The sequence below is a fragment of the Thermogutta terrifontis genome (genome assembly GCF_002277955.1).
In the GTDB taxonomy this organism is placed as follows: Bacteria; Planctomycetota; Planctomycetia; order Pirellulales; family Thermoguttaceae; genus Thermogutta; species Thermogutta terrifontis.
Window position 1 is genome coordinate 792429 of the sequence record NZ_CP018477.1, and the last position, 16942, is coordinate 809370.

Annotated in this window: 12 protein-coding genes; 7 read left to right on the forward strand and 5 right to left on the reverse strand. The window is 58.6% G+C overall.

The window, feature by feature from the left end; all coding sequences use genetic code 11:
* Positions 1 to 541 precede the first annotated feature (541 nt).
* Positions 542 to 2005, forward strand: coding sequence for a 30S ribosomal protein S12 methylthiotransferase RimO (rimO, locus tag THTE_RS02900; protein WP_095414028.1), 1464 nt, complete (start codon positions 542 to 544; stop codon positions 2003 to 2005).
* Positions 2006 to 2024: 19 nt separating this feature from the next.
* Positions 2025 to 3023, forward strand: coding sequence for a sugar phosphate isomerase/epimerase family protein (locus THTE_RS02905; protein WP_157731658.1), 999 nt, complete (start codon positions 2025 to 2027; stop codon positions 3021 to 3023).
* A gap of 65 nt (positions 3024 to 3088) precedes the next feature.
* On the opposite strand, the gene THTE_RS02910 is transcribed toward THTE_RS02905, so the two are convergent.
* Positions 3089 to 4573, reverse strand: a complete 1485-nt coding sequence (locus THTE_RS02910; protein ID WP_095414030.1) for a hypothetical protein — start codon at positions 4571 to 4573, stop codon at positions 3089 to 3091.
* An 82-nt stretch (positions 4574 to 4655) separates the two neighbouring features.
* Positions 4656 to 6458 (reverse strand): 30S ribosomal protein S1, encoded by a 1803-nt coding sequence (locus tag THTE_RS02915; RefSeq protein WP_095414031.1) that lies wholly within the window; start codon positions 6456 to 6458, stop codon positions 4656 to 4658.
* 988 nt (positions 6459 to 7446) lie between these two features.
* Here THTE_RS02915 and dxr point away from each other — a divergent pair.
* The 5 genes from dxr (at position 7447) to THTE_RS02950 (ending at position 14184) form a co-directional block, all read left to right on the forward strand.
* Positions 7447 to 8604, forward strand: coding sequence for a 1-deoxy-D-xylulose-5-phosphate reductoisomerase (gene dxr / locus THTE_RS02930; RefSeq protein WP_095414034.1), 1158 nt, complete (start codon positions 7447 to 7449; stop codon positions 8602 to 8604).
* Positions 8595 to 10847 carry a site-2 protease family protein gene (locus tag THTE_RS02935; RefSeq protein ID WP_095414035.1) on the forward strand — a complete coding sequence of 751 codons (2253 nt, stop codon included), beginning with the start codon at positions 8595 to 8597 and terminating at the stop codon, positions 10845 to 10847. Before dxr ends, THTE_RS02935 begins: the two co-directional genes overlap by 10 nt.
* Positions 10848 to 11164: 317 nt before the next feature.
* Complete coding sequence (locus THTE_RS02940; protein WP_095414036.1) at positions 11165 to 12133, forward strand: AAA family ATPase; 969 nt, start codon at positions 11165 to 11167, stop codon at positions 12131 to 12133.
* The gene (locus THTE_RS02945) at positions 12133 to 12600 is read left to right on the forward strand and encodes a hypothetical protein (protein ID WP_095414037.1); all 468 of its coding nucleotides are present in this window, start codon (positions 12133 to 12135) and stop codon (positions 12598 to 12600) included. The genes THTE_RS02940 and THTE_RS02945 overlap by 1 nt, the downstream gene beginning before the upstream one ends.
* Before the next feature lie 663 nt (positions 12601 to 13263).
* A complete protein-coding gene (locus THTE_RS02950) occupies positions 13264 to 14184 on the forward strand; it encodes a phosphatidate cytidylyltransferase (protein ID WP_095414038.1) in 921 nt (306 codons plus the stop codon).
* 17 nt (positions 14185 to 14201) lie between these two features.
* Here THTE_RS02950 and THTE_RS02955 read toward each other — a convergent pair whose 3' ends face one another.
* The 3 genes from THTE_RS02955 to THTE_RS02965 are packed head-to-tail and all read right to left on the reverse strand — an operon-like array spanning position 14202 to position 16939.
* Positions 14202 to 15050, reverse strand: a complete 849-nt coding sequence (locus THTE_RS02955) for a class I SAM-dependent methyltransferase (protein ID WP_095414039.1) — start codon at positions 15048 to 15050, stop codon at positions 14202 to 14204.
* Positions 15013 to 15738, reverse strand: coding sequence for an HAD family hydrolase (locus tag THTE_RS02960; protein WP_095414040.1), 726 nt, complete (start codon positions 15736 to 15738; stop codon positions 15013 to 15015). The genes THTE_RS02955 and THTE_RS02960 overlap by 38 nt, the downstream gene beginning before the upstream one ends.
* A gap of 22 nt (positions 15739 to 15760) precedes the next feature.
* Entirely contained in the window at positions 15761 to 16939 is a 1179-nt protein-coding gene (locus tag THTE_RS02965; RefSeq protein WP_095414041.1) for an ATP-grasp domain-containing protein, read from the reverse strand.
* Positions 16940 to 16942: the final 3 nt, after the last annotated feature.

Below are 16942 nucleotides of genomic sequence, written 5' to 3' on the forward strand. Positions count from 1 at the left end.
TTAGCCCTTACGGCTCGACAAACCACTACACGGCCGTGGTTCCTCGTGCGAGTTTCCACAAGGGGATGGTGAAAGCGTGCGTAGGTGCGTAGCGTGTCTGAGTCGCGGTGCAAGGCCACCGGAAAACACAACGTCTCTTCCGATGGGCGGACCTGACAAACAGGTCCCTCCGGAATGGAGGTGCATGCTTCTCGTGTCCAGCGAGACTGCGCAAGCCGGTGTCCAGGTTCGCGCCCGTTTCCAGTAGCAGGGATAAAGCAAAGATGGGTCAGGCTACCGCCAGGCCTCGTAGTCTCTTGCCAGATAGCATAGGATGGAATGATAAGGCAGGCGGGTGGCGGGGCTCCCAGCGAGGCGGGGCACTTCCATCAAGGCGTCCAGTAACACACGCAAAATTTCTGGCCGGCCGTTGATCGTAAGTTGCCAGTCAAACGTCAACTGTGCTGATTCGGTGCGCGTTTGATGGCTCGGTCGGGCACGGATCAGATCGTCTTCACGCACGTGTGAGCAAACTGTTGCCCCAAAAAAGTAGATTTTTCCCATGAGTGAACCACTTCCGCAGATTCCTCTTCATCCGAACCCATTGGCGACGTCGGGACAGCTTGAGACGGAGGCTCGGCCGAGCGGCGGGCCATCACAGGGAGGACCTCGGGGTAAATGCAGCATGATTGCCCTGGGATGCCCGAAAAACCTCGTGGACGGGGAACGGATCCTCGGGCTGCTCCGCGATGCCGGCTGGGAGCTTGAACCGAACCCTGAAAGGGCCGATGTGGTCGTGGTCAACACGTGTGGTTTTCTCCGCTCCGCGCGGGAAGAATCCTTCGAGGCCATCGAGGAGATGCTCAAGCTGAAAAAGCGGGGCAAGATTCGAGGAGTTATTGTGGCGGGATGTCTCGCCGAACGAGACCGCGACGCGCTTCTCGACCGATTTCCGGAGGTGGATCAGGTCATCGGCGTGTTCAGCCGGGATGAAATCACCCGGGCGATTGCCCGCATTGAATCGGGAATTCAGGAACAGCGGACAATCTTTCAACCGGCGAGTGTGGTTCCGCTGGATGATCGTCGGCGGCTGCGGGTGACGCCGCGTCATCTGGCCTATCTGAAGATTTCCGAGGGCTGCGACCGACTCTGCACATTTTGCACCATTCCCCATATTCGGGGACGCCACGTGAGCAAGCCGATGGAGTTGATTCTGGCCGAGGCCCGGGAACTTGCGGCCGACGGCGTGAAAGAGTTGGTGATCGTTGCCCAGGACACCACCTACTACGGGATGGACCTGGTGGGGCGGCCGCTGCTTGCGGAACTTCTCAGCCAATTGCGGGAGATTCCCGGCTTCACATGGATCCGGCTCATGTATCTCTATCCGATGTATTTCACGGATGAGTTAATCGGCGTCCTCCGCGAAGGTGGCCCGATCATCCCTTATCTCGATCTGCCGCTCCAGCACATCAATGACACGATTCTGCGGCGGATGAAACGCCGCGTGACACGTGCCGAAACGGAGGCCCTGTTGGCGCGTTTACGGGAAAGCATTCCCCAGCTCGTTCTGAGAACGACAATGATCGTGGGCTTTCCGGGGGAGACGGAAGCTCAGTTCCAGGAGTTGGTGGAGTTTGTCAGGAAACAGCGCTTCGAGCGACTGGGAGTTTTTGAGTATTCGCGTGAGCCGGGGACTCCCGCCGCCCGGCTCAAAGATCACCTTCCCCGCCGTGTCATCCGTGCCCGGCGCGAGTACCTCATGGAGGTGCAGCAGGAGATCGCGTTTGAATGGGCGCGGTCTCAGGTTGGCCGAAAAATGACGGTCCTCCTTGACCAGCGCCATCCGGACCAGAAAGATGTCTGGCTGGGACGCACTTATGCGGATGCCCCAGAGATCGACGGGGCGGTTTATGTGACCGGGAGGAATCTGTCGCCCGGCCAGTTCGTGGAGTGCGAAATTGTGGCCGCGGAGGGATACGACCTTGTGGCTGCCCCGCTGGCGGAAGATGCAGCCGTGGCTTCCTGAACCAGGGGAGAACTCTGTCATGAATACCCGCACGCGGAGGGAATGGTTGCTCCAAAGTGGAATGGCACTGGCGTCAATCGGACTGTCTGGCTTTGCGGGTGCCCTGGCCGAAGAAAGCACCCATGAGGGTGAAGCAAAGGGTGAGCAAAAGAAACCCGGAAGGCGGCGGTTTCGGGCAGCGTTATCGTGCTCTGCCATCGGAGTGCCGGCCGATCAGATGCAGAGCCTGGAATACGCGATCAAATATGGGTTCGAGGCAATCGAGCCGCAGCCGGAGTTTCTCGCCCGACTGTCTGATGACGAATTAGCCGGACTTCGCGAAAAAATGAAGGCCCACAACGTGGGTTGGTCGGCAGCGGGAGTGCCGGTGGATTTCCGGGGTTCGATCGAGCGATTTACCTCCACGCTGCGCGGCTTCCCTAAGTACTGCGAAGTTCTTCAGCGGGCGGGGGTGGACCGATTGGGCACTTATCTCTCACCTACCTCTCGCGACCTCACCTATTTGCAGAACTTCCGTCTCCATGCCAAGCGATTGCGGGCGATCGCCGACATCGTGGGCTGCTACGGCATGCGGCTGGGGCTGGAATACGTGGGGCCGAAGAAATCCTGGAGTGCCGGCCGATATCCCTTCATTCACACTCTGCGGGAAATGAAGGAACTCATCGCGGAGATCGATCATCCCTGTGTGGGCTTCACCCTGGATAGCTGGCACTGGTACACGGCTGGCGAGACGCGCGAGGACCTCCTCGGCCTGAGGGGCGATCAGGTCATCGTGGTGCACCTCAATGATGCCCCTGCCGGGATACCGGTGGATGAACAGATCGATTCCGTGCGGGAGCTTCCCTGCGCGACGGGGGTGATCGATTTGAAGGGCTTTCTTTCGGCACTGGTGGAGATCGGATTCGATGGACCGGCCTATATCGAACCATTCAAGAGGGAACTGCGGCAGTTGCCACCGGAGGAGGCGGTGCGAGTGACGGCCGAGGCCATGCGGAAAGCACTCGCGCTCGTGGAGTAAAACGAACGTGATCCCCGGAAAGTGCGGTAGAGCGCGGAAGAGGCCAGCCCGAACGGCCGACGGCTTTATTCCAGCCCGACGGCTTGTTTCACACGGGCCTTCTCGCCGAGGCGCTTGAGCCCCTCGACCGTGACCGATGTCCCATCCAGAAATACCTCGCGGAGTTGAGGTAGCTTTTCCAGGAAGGGTACAGCCGCGTCGGTAATCCCCAGATTGCCGCTCAGATCGAGCGATTCCAAATGCGAAAGGTTGCTCAGATACTGCACGCCGACATCCGTCACCTGCGTTTGCGAGACATTGAGTTTTCGCAACGTGGATATTGCGGCAATATGTTCTAAACCGGCATCGGTGATCAACGTCTGAGCAAGAGAGAGTTCCTCCAGGGATGGCAGTTCCCGGAGGGATGTCAGGGCGGAATCATCTACCATCGTCTGGGGAAGATTGAGGACGCGGAGTGACGGGTGTGTGCGAAGCTGACTCAAAAAGGTGCCGCGGAGCGGCAGGTCCCGCAGAGAAAGCGTCCGCAGCTTCGTCCAACCTGCCACGACAGCCGCCAGGGCGTCGTCCGTAAGTGAGGTGCAGCGGAAGAGAGTGAGCGATTCCAGTGGTAGCCGCGCCAGGGCTTGAAAGCCATTGGGTGTGGCGGGGGATTCTTCAAGTGTGAAACTGATCAGTCGGGGGAATCGGCCCACAGCAGACAGGCAGGTGTCATCGATATGGTATCCCCGCAAGCGGAGGTCGGCCAATTGCGGGAGTTCTGCCAATCGGGTGAGCACCTGAGCGTTCACGCCGGCGCAGTTCCGCAGATCCAGCAGTCGTAACCGGGGCAGTTGGGAGAGCCTTTCCAACGCATCGGAGGAAAATTGAGTTTCGAGAAGGTAGAGGTGGGTGAGGGCAGGAAAATCGGCCAGAATACCGATGGCTCCATCAGTCAACTTGACAGAGCGCCGCAAATTGAGCGACCAAAGGCGGGGCAGATTTTTCAGTGCGGCAAGGGATTGATCGTCAATTTGTGTATTTTCCAGCCCCAGTTCCTCCAATGTGGTTTTCTGAGCGAGTTGTTGCACGCCAGCGGGCGTTACGCCGAACCCGGCCACGCGAAATCGCCGGAGGTGCGGCAATTGCACGACCAGCGCAATCTCGGCGTCGCTGCCACTGCGGCGTTCCCCGGCCAGGTCTACTCCGATGAGACGTCCCTGCTGGTCGAACTCCAGGCCAGCCTGGGCTGCCAGAAGACCATTGATGATCTTCGCGAATTCAGCGGGAACCGACTGCTTGGCCGCCTCGTCAGAGCCGGTCAGGGCGCGGACCCAATCGAGTTCGCTCGGGCCGCTAGGGGGGCGAGTGATGCCCTCGCCCTGGTTCGGAGATGAAACACCAGCCGGTGCGGCCTGCTTAGCTTCAGCGTTTTGGGAGGACCCTTGCTGTTTTACAGGCGCCGTTTTGCCCGTGGCGGTTCGATCTTGATCCGCTGGTCCGCGCCGACACCCCTGAACCAAAACGCAGGCCAGGACCGCCAGCACGATCATCCATGGCGAAGTCAGACGCATACACCGGTTTCCGACGAAGAAAGTCCGGCCGGTGACGCGAAACACCACCGGCCGAACGTGGGACGTCTCGCTGATGTTGCAATCAGCCAGCGTTCTCGGTTTCGTGATCGGTGGTGAGGCCCTGAATGAGCGGTCCACCAGAACTGCCCAAACCGCCCTTGAGCTCCTTCTCCTTTTCGCGTTCCTTTTCCTTTTTGGGTTCGGGGGCGGGTTCCGGCTCGGCGGCCTGCTGCTCCTCTTCTGCCCATTCCACCCGCTTTCGGGAGAGGCCGATCTTCCGCTCTTCTTTGTCCACGCGGAGGATTTTCACCTCGATTTCATCACCGACCTTGACGATTTCCTCGGGGTTATCCACTTTGTGGTCGGCCAGCTCGGAAATGTGCAGCAGACCTTCCAAACCGTCCTCCAGTCCGACAAAGACGCCAAAATTGGTGATCTTGGTGACTGTACCTTTGACGATTTGACCCGGCTGGTATTTGGAGGGAATGTAGGTTTCCCAGGGATCTTCCGTGAGTTGCTTAAGCCCCAGGGCAATGCGACGGCGGTTCTTATCCACGGAGAGCACGCGGCATTCGATTTCCTGACCTTTCTGGAGTACTTCGCTGGGGTGCGTGATCTTGCGGGTCCAGGAGAGGTCGCTCACATGGAGCAGGCCGTCGACGCCCTCTTCCAGTTCCACGAACGCGCCGTAATTTGTGATGTTCCGCACAATACCCTTGACCACGGAACCCACGGGATAACGCTCTTCCACGTTCTCCCAGGGATTTTGCATGGTCTGCTTGATGCCCAGGGAGATCTCCTGTTTTTCCTTATCGATCCCGAGGACAACGACCTCGACTTCGTCGCCCACCTGGACCACTTCGCTGGGATGATTGATCCGCCGTGTCCAGGACATTTCGCTGATGTGGACCAAGCCTTCGACCCCTTCTTCCAGCTTGACAAAGGCACCGTAGTTCATCACGTTGACCACGGTCCCCTTCACGCGGCTGCCCACGGGATAGCGCAGCTCGATGTCTTCCCACGGGCTGGGAGTCTTCTGTTTGAGGCCGAGGGCGATTTTCTCTTTTTCGCGATTGACGTCGAGAATAACGACCTCGATTTCTTCATCGATGGACACCATTTCTGAGGGATGATTGATGCGCCCCCAGCTCATATCGGTGATGTGAAGCAGGCCATCGATGCCGCCCAAATCCACGAACACGCCGAAATCGGCGATATTCTTGACGATGCCTTTGCGACGCTGGCCGACCTCCAGTTCGGCGAGGAGCTGGGCCTTCTTTTCGGCACGCTCCTGCTCGATGAGCGCCCGTCGGCTGACGACGATATTCCGCCGCGATTCGTCAATTTTGAGGACCAGACACTGCACCGTGCGTCCGATGAATTCCCCAATGTCCGCGGGACGGCGGATATCCACCTGGCTGGCGGGCAGGAACACGTTCACACCGATATCGACCAGGAGGCCGCCCTTGATTTTTCGGGTGACGATGCCGGTCACGACGTCGCCTTCCTTGACCGTTTCCATCACCCGCATCCAGGCCCGGATTTTCTCCGCCTTGCGCTTGCTGAGGGTGATCATCCCACGATATTCGTCCCCCAGCCCGTACATGTCTTCAAGTTCTTCCACCAGAACGCTGACGGTTTGACCCGGCTTTGGCGGCTCTTCGTTTTCCGTCCATTCCGAAAGGGGGACGATGCCCTCGCTCTTGGAGCCGACATCGACGACCACAAAATCTTTTTCCACCCGGAGAACTCGCCCTTCGACAATCTGATTGACAGCGATCTCCGAGGCGGCCAGCGCGAGGGCCTCAGGATCCATGCCGCCATAAGCGGCTTCCAGTTCTTCCGGAGTGACTTCCACCTGGCGAATAAGGTTGCGATTGACCATTGGACAAACAACACCCTACAACAAAAAACGCTGCAGCAAGCGGAGGCGAGGGAGGTAAAATCCGATCGGCGAGCAACGCCGCTTACGAAGAAGCAGCGTCTCGGCTATCAAGCCCTTTTGGTTTGATTGAGAAATCCACGATCCGCATTACCGCTCCGGGTGACCGTCCCCCGCCCCATGCGAGGGATACCGCGGTCACCCATTAATGGACACAGTATAACACCATTCCCGCCACCCCACAATTGGAACGCCGGCGGAGGGAAGATTTGGCGGGACACCTTCCAGGGCGTCCGAGGAACCTCGGAGGGGCACGCTCGTCGTGCCCATTGAAGGGGAATAGGCCGTCAACCGTTGTTCATCGGACCTGACAGGCAGGTCCCTCCGGGAAATCCTTCGGAGGGGCACGCTTGTCGTGCCCGGTGAATAACACTGGATAATCCAACATCGCGAAGCGGACGTGACAAGCACGTCCCTCCGAGAGGTGGCTCCACAGGCAGGTCCCTCCGACGTTGTAGGGGCGATTCATGAATTGCCCCAACCGAAACGCGAGTGAATTGGAATGGATTATCCAAGGTTGAAAAGCGGACGTGACAAGCGGTCCCTCCATGGCAAGGTTCGGAGGGGCGGGTTCCATTCCGGCCGATCCACCCTACCAAGCCGTCCACCGTCTGCCCTGGCCAGCGCTCCCGATGACCGTGCAGAAACGGCAAGAAAAAAGTAAACTTGCATATCGGGCAGGGAGGTGCACCGGAATCCTGGACTACCGGGCACGAAGCATTTTTTTAGCGCCGTGCCGAACAAACTCCCATCGGATAAACTGGGCGGATTCGCGTCCCCCTTCGGAGAAAGTGGGGTTGCCCGAGGCCGATGCGGCAGGAATCCGTGCCGGAGGAATCCGTCAAAGGAAAGTTGAGAATTTACGATCGTGGCCACACTTCCACTCGTGGCTCATGTCATTGATCAAGTTTGACCAGCACACCCCCTCGGCATGACCGATTCGAGTCAGGGAATAGCAGTCCTCGGATCCACAGGCAGTATTGGTCGAAACGCGTTGGAGGTCATCGCTGCCTCGGAAGGCAGATTGCGCGCCGTAGTTTTGGTGGCGCGATCGAATACGCAGCTTCTGGAACGGCAAGCCCACGAGCATCGGCCGACGCTTGTCGTGGTGACTGATCCAGAAGCGGCGAGGCGGCACGGAGTTTGGAATCTACCGCCAGAGACGGAACTCCGCGTCGGGGAGGAGGCCGTGCTGGAGGCTGTCAGCTCGCCGACAGTGGATCGGGTCCTCTCCGCGTATGTGGGAATAGCCGGATTGCGAGCGACGTGGAAGGCCGTGGAGGCCGGTAAAACCGTGGCCCTCGCTAATAAGGAAAGTCTCGTCGTGGCAGGGCCGCTTATCACGCAGTTGGCGCAGCAAACGGGTGCCCAAATTCTCCCCGTGGACAGCGAGCACTCCGCCGTCTTCCAGGCGCTGCGGAGCGGTCAGCCGAAGGAGGTTCGGCGCATCATTTTGACGGCAAGTGGCGGGCCGTTTCGCACGAAAAAAAAGGAAGAGCTTGCCTCCGTCACGGTGGAAGAAGCTCTGGCGCACCCCACCTGGAAGATGGGCCGCAAGATTACGGTGGACTCTGCCACCTTGATGAACAAGGCCCTGGAGATCATCGAGGCCCGCTGGCTGTTTGGTGTGACCGCTGAGCAGATCGCGGTGGTGATCCATCCCCAGTCGATTGTCCATTCCATGGTGGAATTTGTGGATGGTTCGGTGATTGCCCAGCTCAGTCCGCCGGACATGCGGCTTCCCATTCAATATGCGCTGTATTATCCGGAGCGCTGTCCTGGAATTGCGCGAAAAATCGATTGGACGCAGGTTCTCGATCTTCGCTTCGAGCCGCCGGATCCGGAGCGTTTTCCTGCTATTCGGCTGGGGCTCGAAGCGGCTCGCCGCGGGGGGACGGCGGGGGCTGTCCTCAATGCAGCCAACGAGGCGGCGGTAGAATGCTTTTTACAGGGGCGGCTTCGGTTCGACCAGATTGTTCCGGCCTGCGAGGCAGTGCTGGAATCCCATCCGTTTGATCCTGAACCGACCTTGGAACGCATTTTTGAGTTGGATTCCTGGGCCCGAAGGGAGATTGCACATTGGACCTGACCAGCTTCATACTCGTGGCTTTTTTAGCAGGATCGGCCTGGCTCTACGTGCTGATGGTCGTGGTGGGGCTGGGACTGATCATCTTTGTTCACGAACTCGGCCATTTTCTGGTGGCCAAGGCGTGCGGGGTAAAATGCGAGAAGTTTTATCTCGGATTCGATATCTTTGGGCTACGGATTGCGCGGTTCCGCTGGGGTGAAACCGAATATGGGATTGGTATTCTTCCCCTGGGCGGATACGTGAAAATGCTCGGGCAGGAGGACAATCCGGCGCGGCTGCGTCAGGAACTCGAGCGTGCCAGGTCGGCGGGGCTGGCCCCGGACGCTGTCATCAGCGAAGAGGGAGTAACTGTGGCGGCAGCTCAGGCGGCCCTCTATGATCCCCGCAGTTACCTCGCCAAAAGTGTTCCCCAGCGAATGGCGATCATCTCCGCCGGGGTGATCATGAATCTCATCTTCGCGTTCATCGTGGCTGTCATTGCCTTTGCTATCGGAGTGGATGAGTTCCCCTGCACGGTGGGACAGGTTGCGCCGGGGGAAGGTGCATGGCGAGCGGGGATTCAGCCGGGCGACAGAATCATCGCCATCAACGGTAGGCAAACAATGCGATTTCAGGACATCCAGCAGACAATCCCCCTCACACGCCGTGGAGCAGAAGTCGCTCTTACCGTGGAGCGGCTCGGCAGATCCGCGGCCGACCAACTCGAAAAAAGCGTTTTTGACGTGCGGATCGTGCCCGACCGCATTCGCGTGATCCCCACGATTGGTGTGTCCAACGCATTCACCACAGAGCTGGCAGATCCTCCCTGTTTTCCAGGAAGTCCCGCTGCCGCGCTCGGCGACCAACTGAAACCGGGATGGAAGATCGTCCGCGTTAACGATCGCCCCATCGCCGATTATGCCGAGTTGCATCGCCAGTGGGCGCTGACCTGGGGCCAGTCTGTGGAGATCACTCTCGAATCTCCAGAGGAACCACACACGCAGGGGAATGAGGCGAAAAAAGTCACGCTGCGTCTCGATCCTTCCAGCGTGCGGGATTTGGGGCTTGTCCTGGAATATGGGCGGATTGTGGCCGTCCAGGCCGACTCGCCGGCAGCACAGGCTGGCATTCAACCGGGGGATGAACTCGTTGCGGTGGAATGTCCCGCCGACATCGTTTGGGACGGCGATCTTCTCGAGCTTCCCTATGTCCTGCAGAAGACGCTTCGGGAGCGGCAAGGTGCGAATGTTCCAGTTGTCCTCTCCATTCGTCGCTCCGCACAGGAAGAGCCAGCCTTCGCTGAGGACGATAGGGCATTGAAAGATTCCCCCCACACAGCACCGCCGGGAGAGAATCACAGCGTGACGGTCCCGGCTCGGTTGGCCAGCTCTTTCGCCGAACTATACACCCCCGATAGCCCGTGGGAAATCCCGCAGCTTGGAATCGCCGTTGAGATCCTTCCGCGGGTGCGAGCAGTTCGGCCAAAATCACCCGCGGCCGAGGCCGATATCCAGCCTGGCGACGTGATTGTGGCGGCCAAAACCATCTCGCCCCGGGCAAACGTTCAGAATGCCGACGCGCCTGCAGTGGAATCGGAACTCGAGGTCCGGTTCGACGTTCAGCGTGGCAACAACAAGGCCACCTGGGCCACGTTTTTCCATGAATTGCAGAAATTTCCGCTTGGGACACAGGTGGAACTCGTACTCCGCCGGGCAAAAGGGAGTGAGAAATCTCACGGTGATGCGTCTGATCCGGAAGCGGCACCTCAGGAGTTGACTGTTCGCCTGGAGCCTCATGTGCGAAACGACTGGTACTTTCCCGATCGGCAGCTCCTCTTTCAGCCGATGACGTTTCACATGCGGGCTGGCGGCTTTTTCCAGGCCATCGAAATGGGAGCCAGTGAAACGTGGACCTCGGTGACGCTGATCTATCGCATCCTCAATCGGTTGACTCGGGGAGATGTGTCACCGCGGGCACTTGTCGGGCCGATTGGCCTAGTGCAGACGGCCTATCGCGTGGCGTCTCAGGGCACGGGGCGATTCCTCCTCTTCCTCACCCTTCTGAGTGCCAACCTGGCGGTCGTCAATTTCCTGCCCATTCCTGTGCTGGACGGGGGCCATATGGTCTTTCTGCTGTACGAGGCCATCCGCGGCAAGCCGCCCAGCGAAGCGGTTTATGTCGGGCTTTCCTACCTCGGGCTGGCCATCATTCTGGGTATCATGCTCTGGGTTTTTGGACTCGATTTGGGACTCATTGCCCGTTGATTGCGGGTAATTGGAGGGCGGCGGCAGCACGGGGCACATTCCGCTCACCTTGCAGGGGAAGAGGAGATAAAATGACGGGCAGGGCAGCGTGCCAGGCCGTCCGCCGAATGATCTTGTGTTCCCGTTTCGATCCGAGGAAAGACCACCACTCCGGGGCGTCGCAGCGCGCGGTCTTTCGAATTATACCGACAGATTTCTTATAGCATGGTCGGTTCCGGTTTTTGCAGCGATACTATTTCGAGTTAAGGGAGGGCAAGGTTTCCCAGCGGCTCAAATGGTGCTGTCCTACAGGGCCTTGTCGAAGTAGAGAGGTCGATATGCTGACTCACCTGAAGATTGAGCGGTTTAAGTCCATCCGGTATTTGGAGCTGGAGTGCCGGCGAGTGAATCTTTTCATCGGCGGGCCGAATACCGGTAAATCCAATATCTTAGAAGCCCTGGGGCTGCTCTCCTGGTGCGGAAGCAATAGGACGAACCTTTCCGGTTTCGTGCGAGCTTCGCACCCCCAGCATCTCTTTTTTGATTTTATTACGGACGAAGCCGTGCGGATTGAATTTGGAGGAAAGCCTTCTGGGGTGCTTTCGTTGCGATTGGAAAATCAACAGTTCTGCTTCTTCTACGGTTCTCAAAATATCGGCCGCATTTCTGGGTTGGGTTCCGAAAGCCTAAGCGCGGAGAAGAGCAAACGTGACGAACTCTCCTTGATTCGCAAGTATCGGTTTCGACTTTCAGATTCAGCCATGACTGTACCTGGTCCTCTCTTTGTTCCAGACGGAGAAAATTTATTTGCCGTCATTTCTGGTTCGAAGGTTCTGCGAGAATGGGTGGCCGAGTTGTACCGTCCCTACGGCTTTTCGCTCGTCGTTAAGCCGCTGGAGGGCAGGTTCGAGTTGCAGAAACAGCAGAACGGAATGGCTATCAGTTTTCCCTTTGTTTCCACCTCCGAGACCCTTCAGCGGATTGTCTTTTATTACGTCGCGATGGCTTCCAATCGCGATGCGGTTTTGGTGTTTGAGGAGCCGGAGGCCCATGCCTTTCCGTACTACACCAAATATCTCGGCGAGCAGATTGCGGCCGACTCGTCCAACCAATATTTCATCGCGACCCACAATCCGTATCTCCTCACGGCGGTACTGGAAAAAGCCAATCGCAACGAAGTCGCGGTTTTCGCTGTCCAGTACAAGGACTATGAAACCAGGGCGACGGCTTTGACCGATGAGCAAATCAGTCGGCTTCTGGATGCGGATCCTTTTCTCGGATTGGACGCTGTGCTGCAGGCTGACTGATGCTCTACGTCGAGTGCTTTGCGGATGAGAAGCTGGTCCACAGCCTGGGTGTGCGACGGCGACACGTTCGCCACGCTAAATGTAAAGGCGAGGTCCTCAACAAACTGCGACAGCAACCAGCCGGGATTGGACTGGTCGATCAGGATCCTCATGCAGCCCAGCCTTCCGAACTGAACAATTACCGAGAGATAAAGCGCGGCGGAGGTTTGATCCTGCTTGAACACAGGGACGGATCAAACCGCCGGGTCATCATCCTGTGCCCGAGACTGGAAGAATGGCTTTACCAGCGAGCGGCGACTCGCGGTATTAATCCACAAAAATACGGGTTGCCCGGTTCAGCCCAGGAACTGAAAAAGATCCCTCATTACGAAACAAAGCAGCAGTTTCCCGAGTTCCTCCAACAGCTTCGCCAATTGGATGAGGAAATGGCTCTTCTTGAGGACTGGCTGCGGGAATTCACGGTGTGAGCAGCGTTTCCTTTTGGGGACCACTTCAAACCGTTGTCACCCCTGCAAAGGCAAGCCCGGCGACAGGAGAGTCTTCATTCCCAAATTGTGCGGGGGAGTTGAGGCCGATCGATCCTCCGCTGGCAGGAAACTGTTCCGGAATAGATGATCTATCCGATCTTCTCGGGCACGACAAGCGTGCCCCTCCGAAACATCCCTCGGAGGGACCTGCTCGTCAGGTCCGTCATTTTCGGAGGGACGTGCTTGTCACGTCGGCCCTCTTGGAGGGACCTGCTTGTCAGGTCCGCAGTTTGACATTGGATCATCCATTCCCTTTCCTCGGGCACGACGAGCGTGCCCCTCCGAAGGACATCGCGGAAGAACCGGCTTGTTGGAGCCACATTCCAACGTTGGGAGAATCCCGAACGTTGGGAGAATCCATTGCGTCGACCGGGCTCCCATGCTCGGTTCAGTTGCCGGGTAAACGGCAGGGGCAATTCATGAATTGCCCCTACCAACACATTGCCCCGGTGGCATCGCACAGGTCTTTCCAAAGGTGCGGAGTGCGGAGGGTGCGGAGATTCGGGGTGCGAATGGGGATCCTCTGCCCGTCTTGCGTAGGGTGTCGAAATCGTTCACGATGACGATTTACCCTGCCACGTCATCCATGGAATTGACATTGCTATGTCTCCGCTTGCGCAGCGAATCGTTTTTGGTAGTTTCCTGGCGGGCGTTGCCCTGGTGTTGTGCTGGCTTGATGTGAATGCCGGCACACCGGACGGGTTGTGGTTATTTCCAGCCCTCGTCGTGCTTGTGTTTTTTTCAGGGAACGAGATTGTGGCGCTTTGTCGAGGTGCGGGGGTGGCACCCCTGGCCTGGCTTGTGCATCTGGGGAATTTTCTCACGATCAGCGCCACATGGGGGATGGCCCTGTTCTGGCAACGCTGGGAAGCCGCTCATCCTGATCGACTTGTGCGGTCGTGGGATATCGCGGCCGTCTCGAGCATGGCTGCCATGATGGCTTTGGCGGGAACAGTTTTTCTTGCTTTCCTGGTGGAAATGCAGCGCTACCGCCGTCCGGGAAGTGCCAACATCAACGTGGCCGGCACGGTGTACGCGGTGTGTTACATTGGGCTGCTGGCCAATTTCCTGGTGCAACTGCGGATGGCCTTTGGGATGGAGGCCCTGGCGTCCTTTTTGATGATTGTCAAACTGGGCGACACTGGGGCGTTTGCGGTGGGCAAATTTCTGGGGCGTCATCGGATGGCCCCGCAGCTCAGCCCCAAAAAGACGATTGAAGGGGCGGTGGGGGCCGTCGTGTTCGGGGTCACGGGGGCATTTGTGGCGTTTTACTGGCTATTGCCGCTGTTTGGACTGGAGACAATTAGGCCGCGATGGCAGGTGTGCCTTCTGTACGGCGTCCTGCTGGCTATCGTGGGAATGATTGGCGACCTGGCAGAGTCTCTCATCAAGCGAGATGCCCAGCAGAAGGACTCCAGCCGTCTCCTGCCCGGCCTCGGTGGGGCTCTCGATCTCATCGACTCGTCCCTGATGGCGGCGCCGGTGGCGTATCTTTTCTGGCTTTTCGGATGGCTGCAACGGTGAAGTTGGACGGCGAGCTTTCAAGCGGGAAACAGGTTGCGCGGACTCTCCGGTTGATGCCCGGCCGAGCTTGCCAGGTTTTCAGAGGTTTCTCTGGGGAGTTTGTTCTCTGCATGGACAGCCGCCGTGTCGAAGTGCGGGGCGGGAAGGGCAATCGCAGATGGAGGGGCCTGCGCAACAAAGTACTCGGCGAACCCCACGGCGTCCCACACGACACTGGCTGGGATGTAGCCGCGGAGCACAATTCCCGCCAGCATGTAGCAGGGCAAGAAGAGCACCCGGCGCCACAGAAATCGCCTGCCAGCCTGTCTAATGGTCAACCGGTGCCCCTGGGCAATTTCCATCAATTGGGGTAAAGACACCAGGCTCCGATGGGTGGGATCGTCCCAGAAATTAAGGCATCCGCGGATGCCAAACCATCCGTTGCGGGCGGGCGGGAAGCGGAGGGACCGGGCAGAAGGGACCTCAACATAGAGCAGGCCGCCGGGACGCAGTTTTGGCAGCAGGTCCTGGAACACTTTGACCGGCTGACGGAGATGCTCCAGCACGTGGGAGCAGAAGATCACGTCATAAGCAGCATCGGGAATAGCAGTAAGAACTGACGGTTGATCGAGATCCAGCGGAAAAAAACGGTCCATGGCCGCCTCGTCCGCGGCATCTCGATTCCACGTCTGGCAGTCCACTCCCTCGTACCGGCAGGAAGGAAAGTACCGTTTCGTGAGGGAAGGGCTGTGGTTGCCGCAACCGATGTCGAGAACGGTGGCCCCGGGCCGGGAAAGGACGTCACGCACGGCGAGGAAGCGGTGCGGGTATTCGAACCATGCATAAATCTTACGCAGCGTTTTCAAGAAGATATTCCCTGCGCTCATGGCGACTGCTTCTGGGCACGATATCAAGACAATCGATCAATTCTGAAAGATGCGTGATGCGGTAGTCCGGAGGGGCCTCCGCGAGGTCGGGGTGGTGACGAAAGTAGCCGTCGTATCGCACAATGCGAACGGTCTTCATGCCCAGCCGGGCGGCACCCCAAATGTCGCGTCGTGGGTGGTCGCCTACAAACACCACCCGCATGGGCTCAGTTTTCAACGCGCGACAGGCGGTCAAAAAAGGGAGCGGATCGGGTTTCCAGAACGGGCGGCCCAGTTCGTCGGTGCAGACAATGACATCCACCATGGAGGCCAGATCCAGAGCGGCGAGCTTTCTTCGCTGGACCTCCCGATGACCGTCCGTCACGATGCCCAGCCGAAAATGACGGCAGAGCTCGACGAGAACCTCGCGGGTCTCGGGGGGCAGCTCTATTTTGGGAACATGCGATCGCACCATGCGAACGAGCTGGGGAATCCAGCCTGGATCGAAGTTCAGGCGTCGCGCCGCGTGCTGGAAGACGCGGTCCCGGTCGATTTCCCAGTGGATGTGTTCCAGCAGGGACAGAATCTGATGCGGGGACCCAATTCCGCGATCGGCGAGAAATTCTGCCACCGTCGCGAAGGCACTGCGGATGAACGCGATTTCAGGATAAAGGGTATCGTCCAGGTCGAAAATAATCGCCTCGATCATCGGTCGGGTCTTCTGCAATCGGTCATGAGGGACGATTTCGCGACAGCTGATCGCTCTGAGGCTCTCTGCATAGTTGGCGGAACCAATGGGGGCGGAAAACTAACTCGGCCGTGTGTCCATGGGACAATCCTTGGACCGCGTCGCTATCTGAGTCATTCCCCCGAGGAACTTCCGAGGGCGACGGTGTTCTGGCAGTGGCTGCCGGGCAGGTTTTGATGATCTCGTTTCCGTGATAGAACAGATCGCCCAGGAATCGCCACAAATGAAGGTCCGCGATATAGTCATCGGGATTGCCCTGAGCAGTCTGCCCCAGGCTTTCCAGCAGCAACGACCGGAGTAGTCGCCCGCCAGTGGCCTGATTGGAAAGCACCACCGCGGAACCCAGCCGAGGATTCACGTCAATGACGGCAGTCTTTTCACCTGCAATGATCTGGACATTGACCGGCCCGCGATGGCCTTCGTGAGCCAATGCAGCGAGGACACGGTCCGCCACCCCGGCGACTGCCTCATTTCGGACGGTGCAGGAGCGAAACGCCTCGCCACCCACCACCTTCTCTCGGATCCGCACCACCCGCACGATAAGATGGCCGGCGCGATTGATGTAGCCGTCCACACTGTATTCCGTGCCCGAGATAAATTCCTCCAGAAACATGGCAGGGTCGGCGAGCACCTGCCGTGCTTCCTCTCTGTTGTGGCAAAGCCGGGCGCCGATCGAGCCAAATCCCCGCGCCCGTTTGGCGAACAGGGGAAAGGGAGCCTGGTCCAGATCAATTGGCTGAAAAACCCTGGGCACGGGAATTCCACGGCGCATCGCCCATTCGCCGAAGCGGAGTTTGTCAAAACACAGTTCCGCCACATGAACGGGCGGTGTGATCAGCGCGACGCCGATCTCTGCAAAGTGTTCCCGGTAAGGCGCAAGGGCCAGAACATCGATGTCAATGATTGGAATGACGACCCCGATTTCGTGACGCCGGCACAGTTCCAGCAGAATGCGGGGATACGAAGGATCGGCAATTGGGGGCACCTGGAAGGCTCCATCTGCAAATGCCCCCGCCGGTGTGATGGCTTCGCGATCGGCCACGTAGATCCTGGCCGTCCGAAACTCCGGAATCTCGTGCATGGCTTCGCGAAGCTGAAGAATGTGCCCCACCCATTTACCCCCACAGGTGACCAGAACATTGTGACGCAGCACGTGACGCATGGG

Bases quoted from the DNA above. Each gene is read 5' to 3' on its own strand.
- THTE_RS02915 (WP_095414031.1), bottom strand. From the start codon at position 6,458: ATGGTCAATCGCAACCTTATTCGCCAGGTGGAAGTCACTCCGGAAGAA.
- THTE_RS02950 (WP_095414038.1), top strand. From the start codon at position 13,264: ATGTCTCCGCTTGCGCAGCGAATCGTTTTTGGTAGTTTCCTGGCGGGC.
- dxr (WP_095414034.1), top strand. From the start codon at position 7,447: ATGACCGATTCGAGTCAGGGAATAGCAGTCCTCGGATCCACAGGCAGT.
- THTE_RS02940 (WP_095414036.1), top strand. From the start codon at position 11,165: ATGCTGACTCACCTGAAGATTGAGCGGTTTAAGTCCATCCGGTATTTG.
- THTE_RS02960 (WP_095414040.1), bottom strand. From the start codon at position 15,738: ATGATCGAGGCGATTATTTTCGACCTGGACGATACCCTTTATCCTGAA.
- THTE_RS02905 (WP_157731658.1), top strand. From the start codon at position 2,025: ATGAATACCCGCACGCGGAGGGAATGGTTGCTCCAAAGTGGAATGGCA.
- THTE_RS02955 (WP_095414039.1), bottom strand. From the start codon at position 15,050: ATGAGCGCAGGGAATATCTTCTTGAAAACGCTGCGTAAGATTTATGCA.
- THTE_RS02910 (WP_095414030.1), bottom strand. From the start codon at position 4,573: ATGCGTCTGACTTCGCCATGGATGATCGTGCTGGCGGTCCTGGCCTGC.
- THTE_RS02945 (WP_095414037.1), top strand. From the start codon at position 12,133: ATGCTCTACGTCGAGTGCTTTGCGGATGAGAAGCTGGTCCACAGCCTG.
- THTE_RS02965 (WP_095414041.1), bottom strand. From the start codon at position 16,939: ATGCGTCACGTGCTGCGTCACAATGTTCTGGTCACCTGTGGGGGTAAA.
- rimO (WP_095414028.1), top strand. From the start codon at position 542: ATGAGTGAACCACTTCCGCAGATTCCTCTTCATCCGAACCCATTGGCG.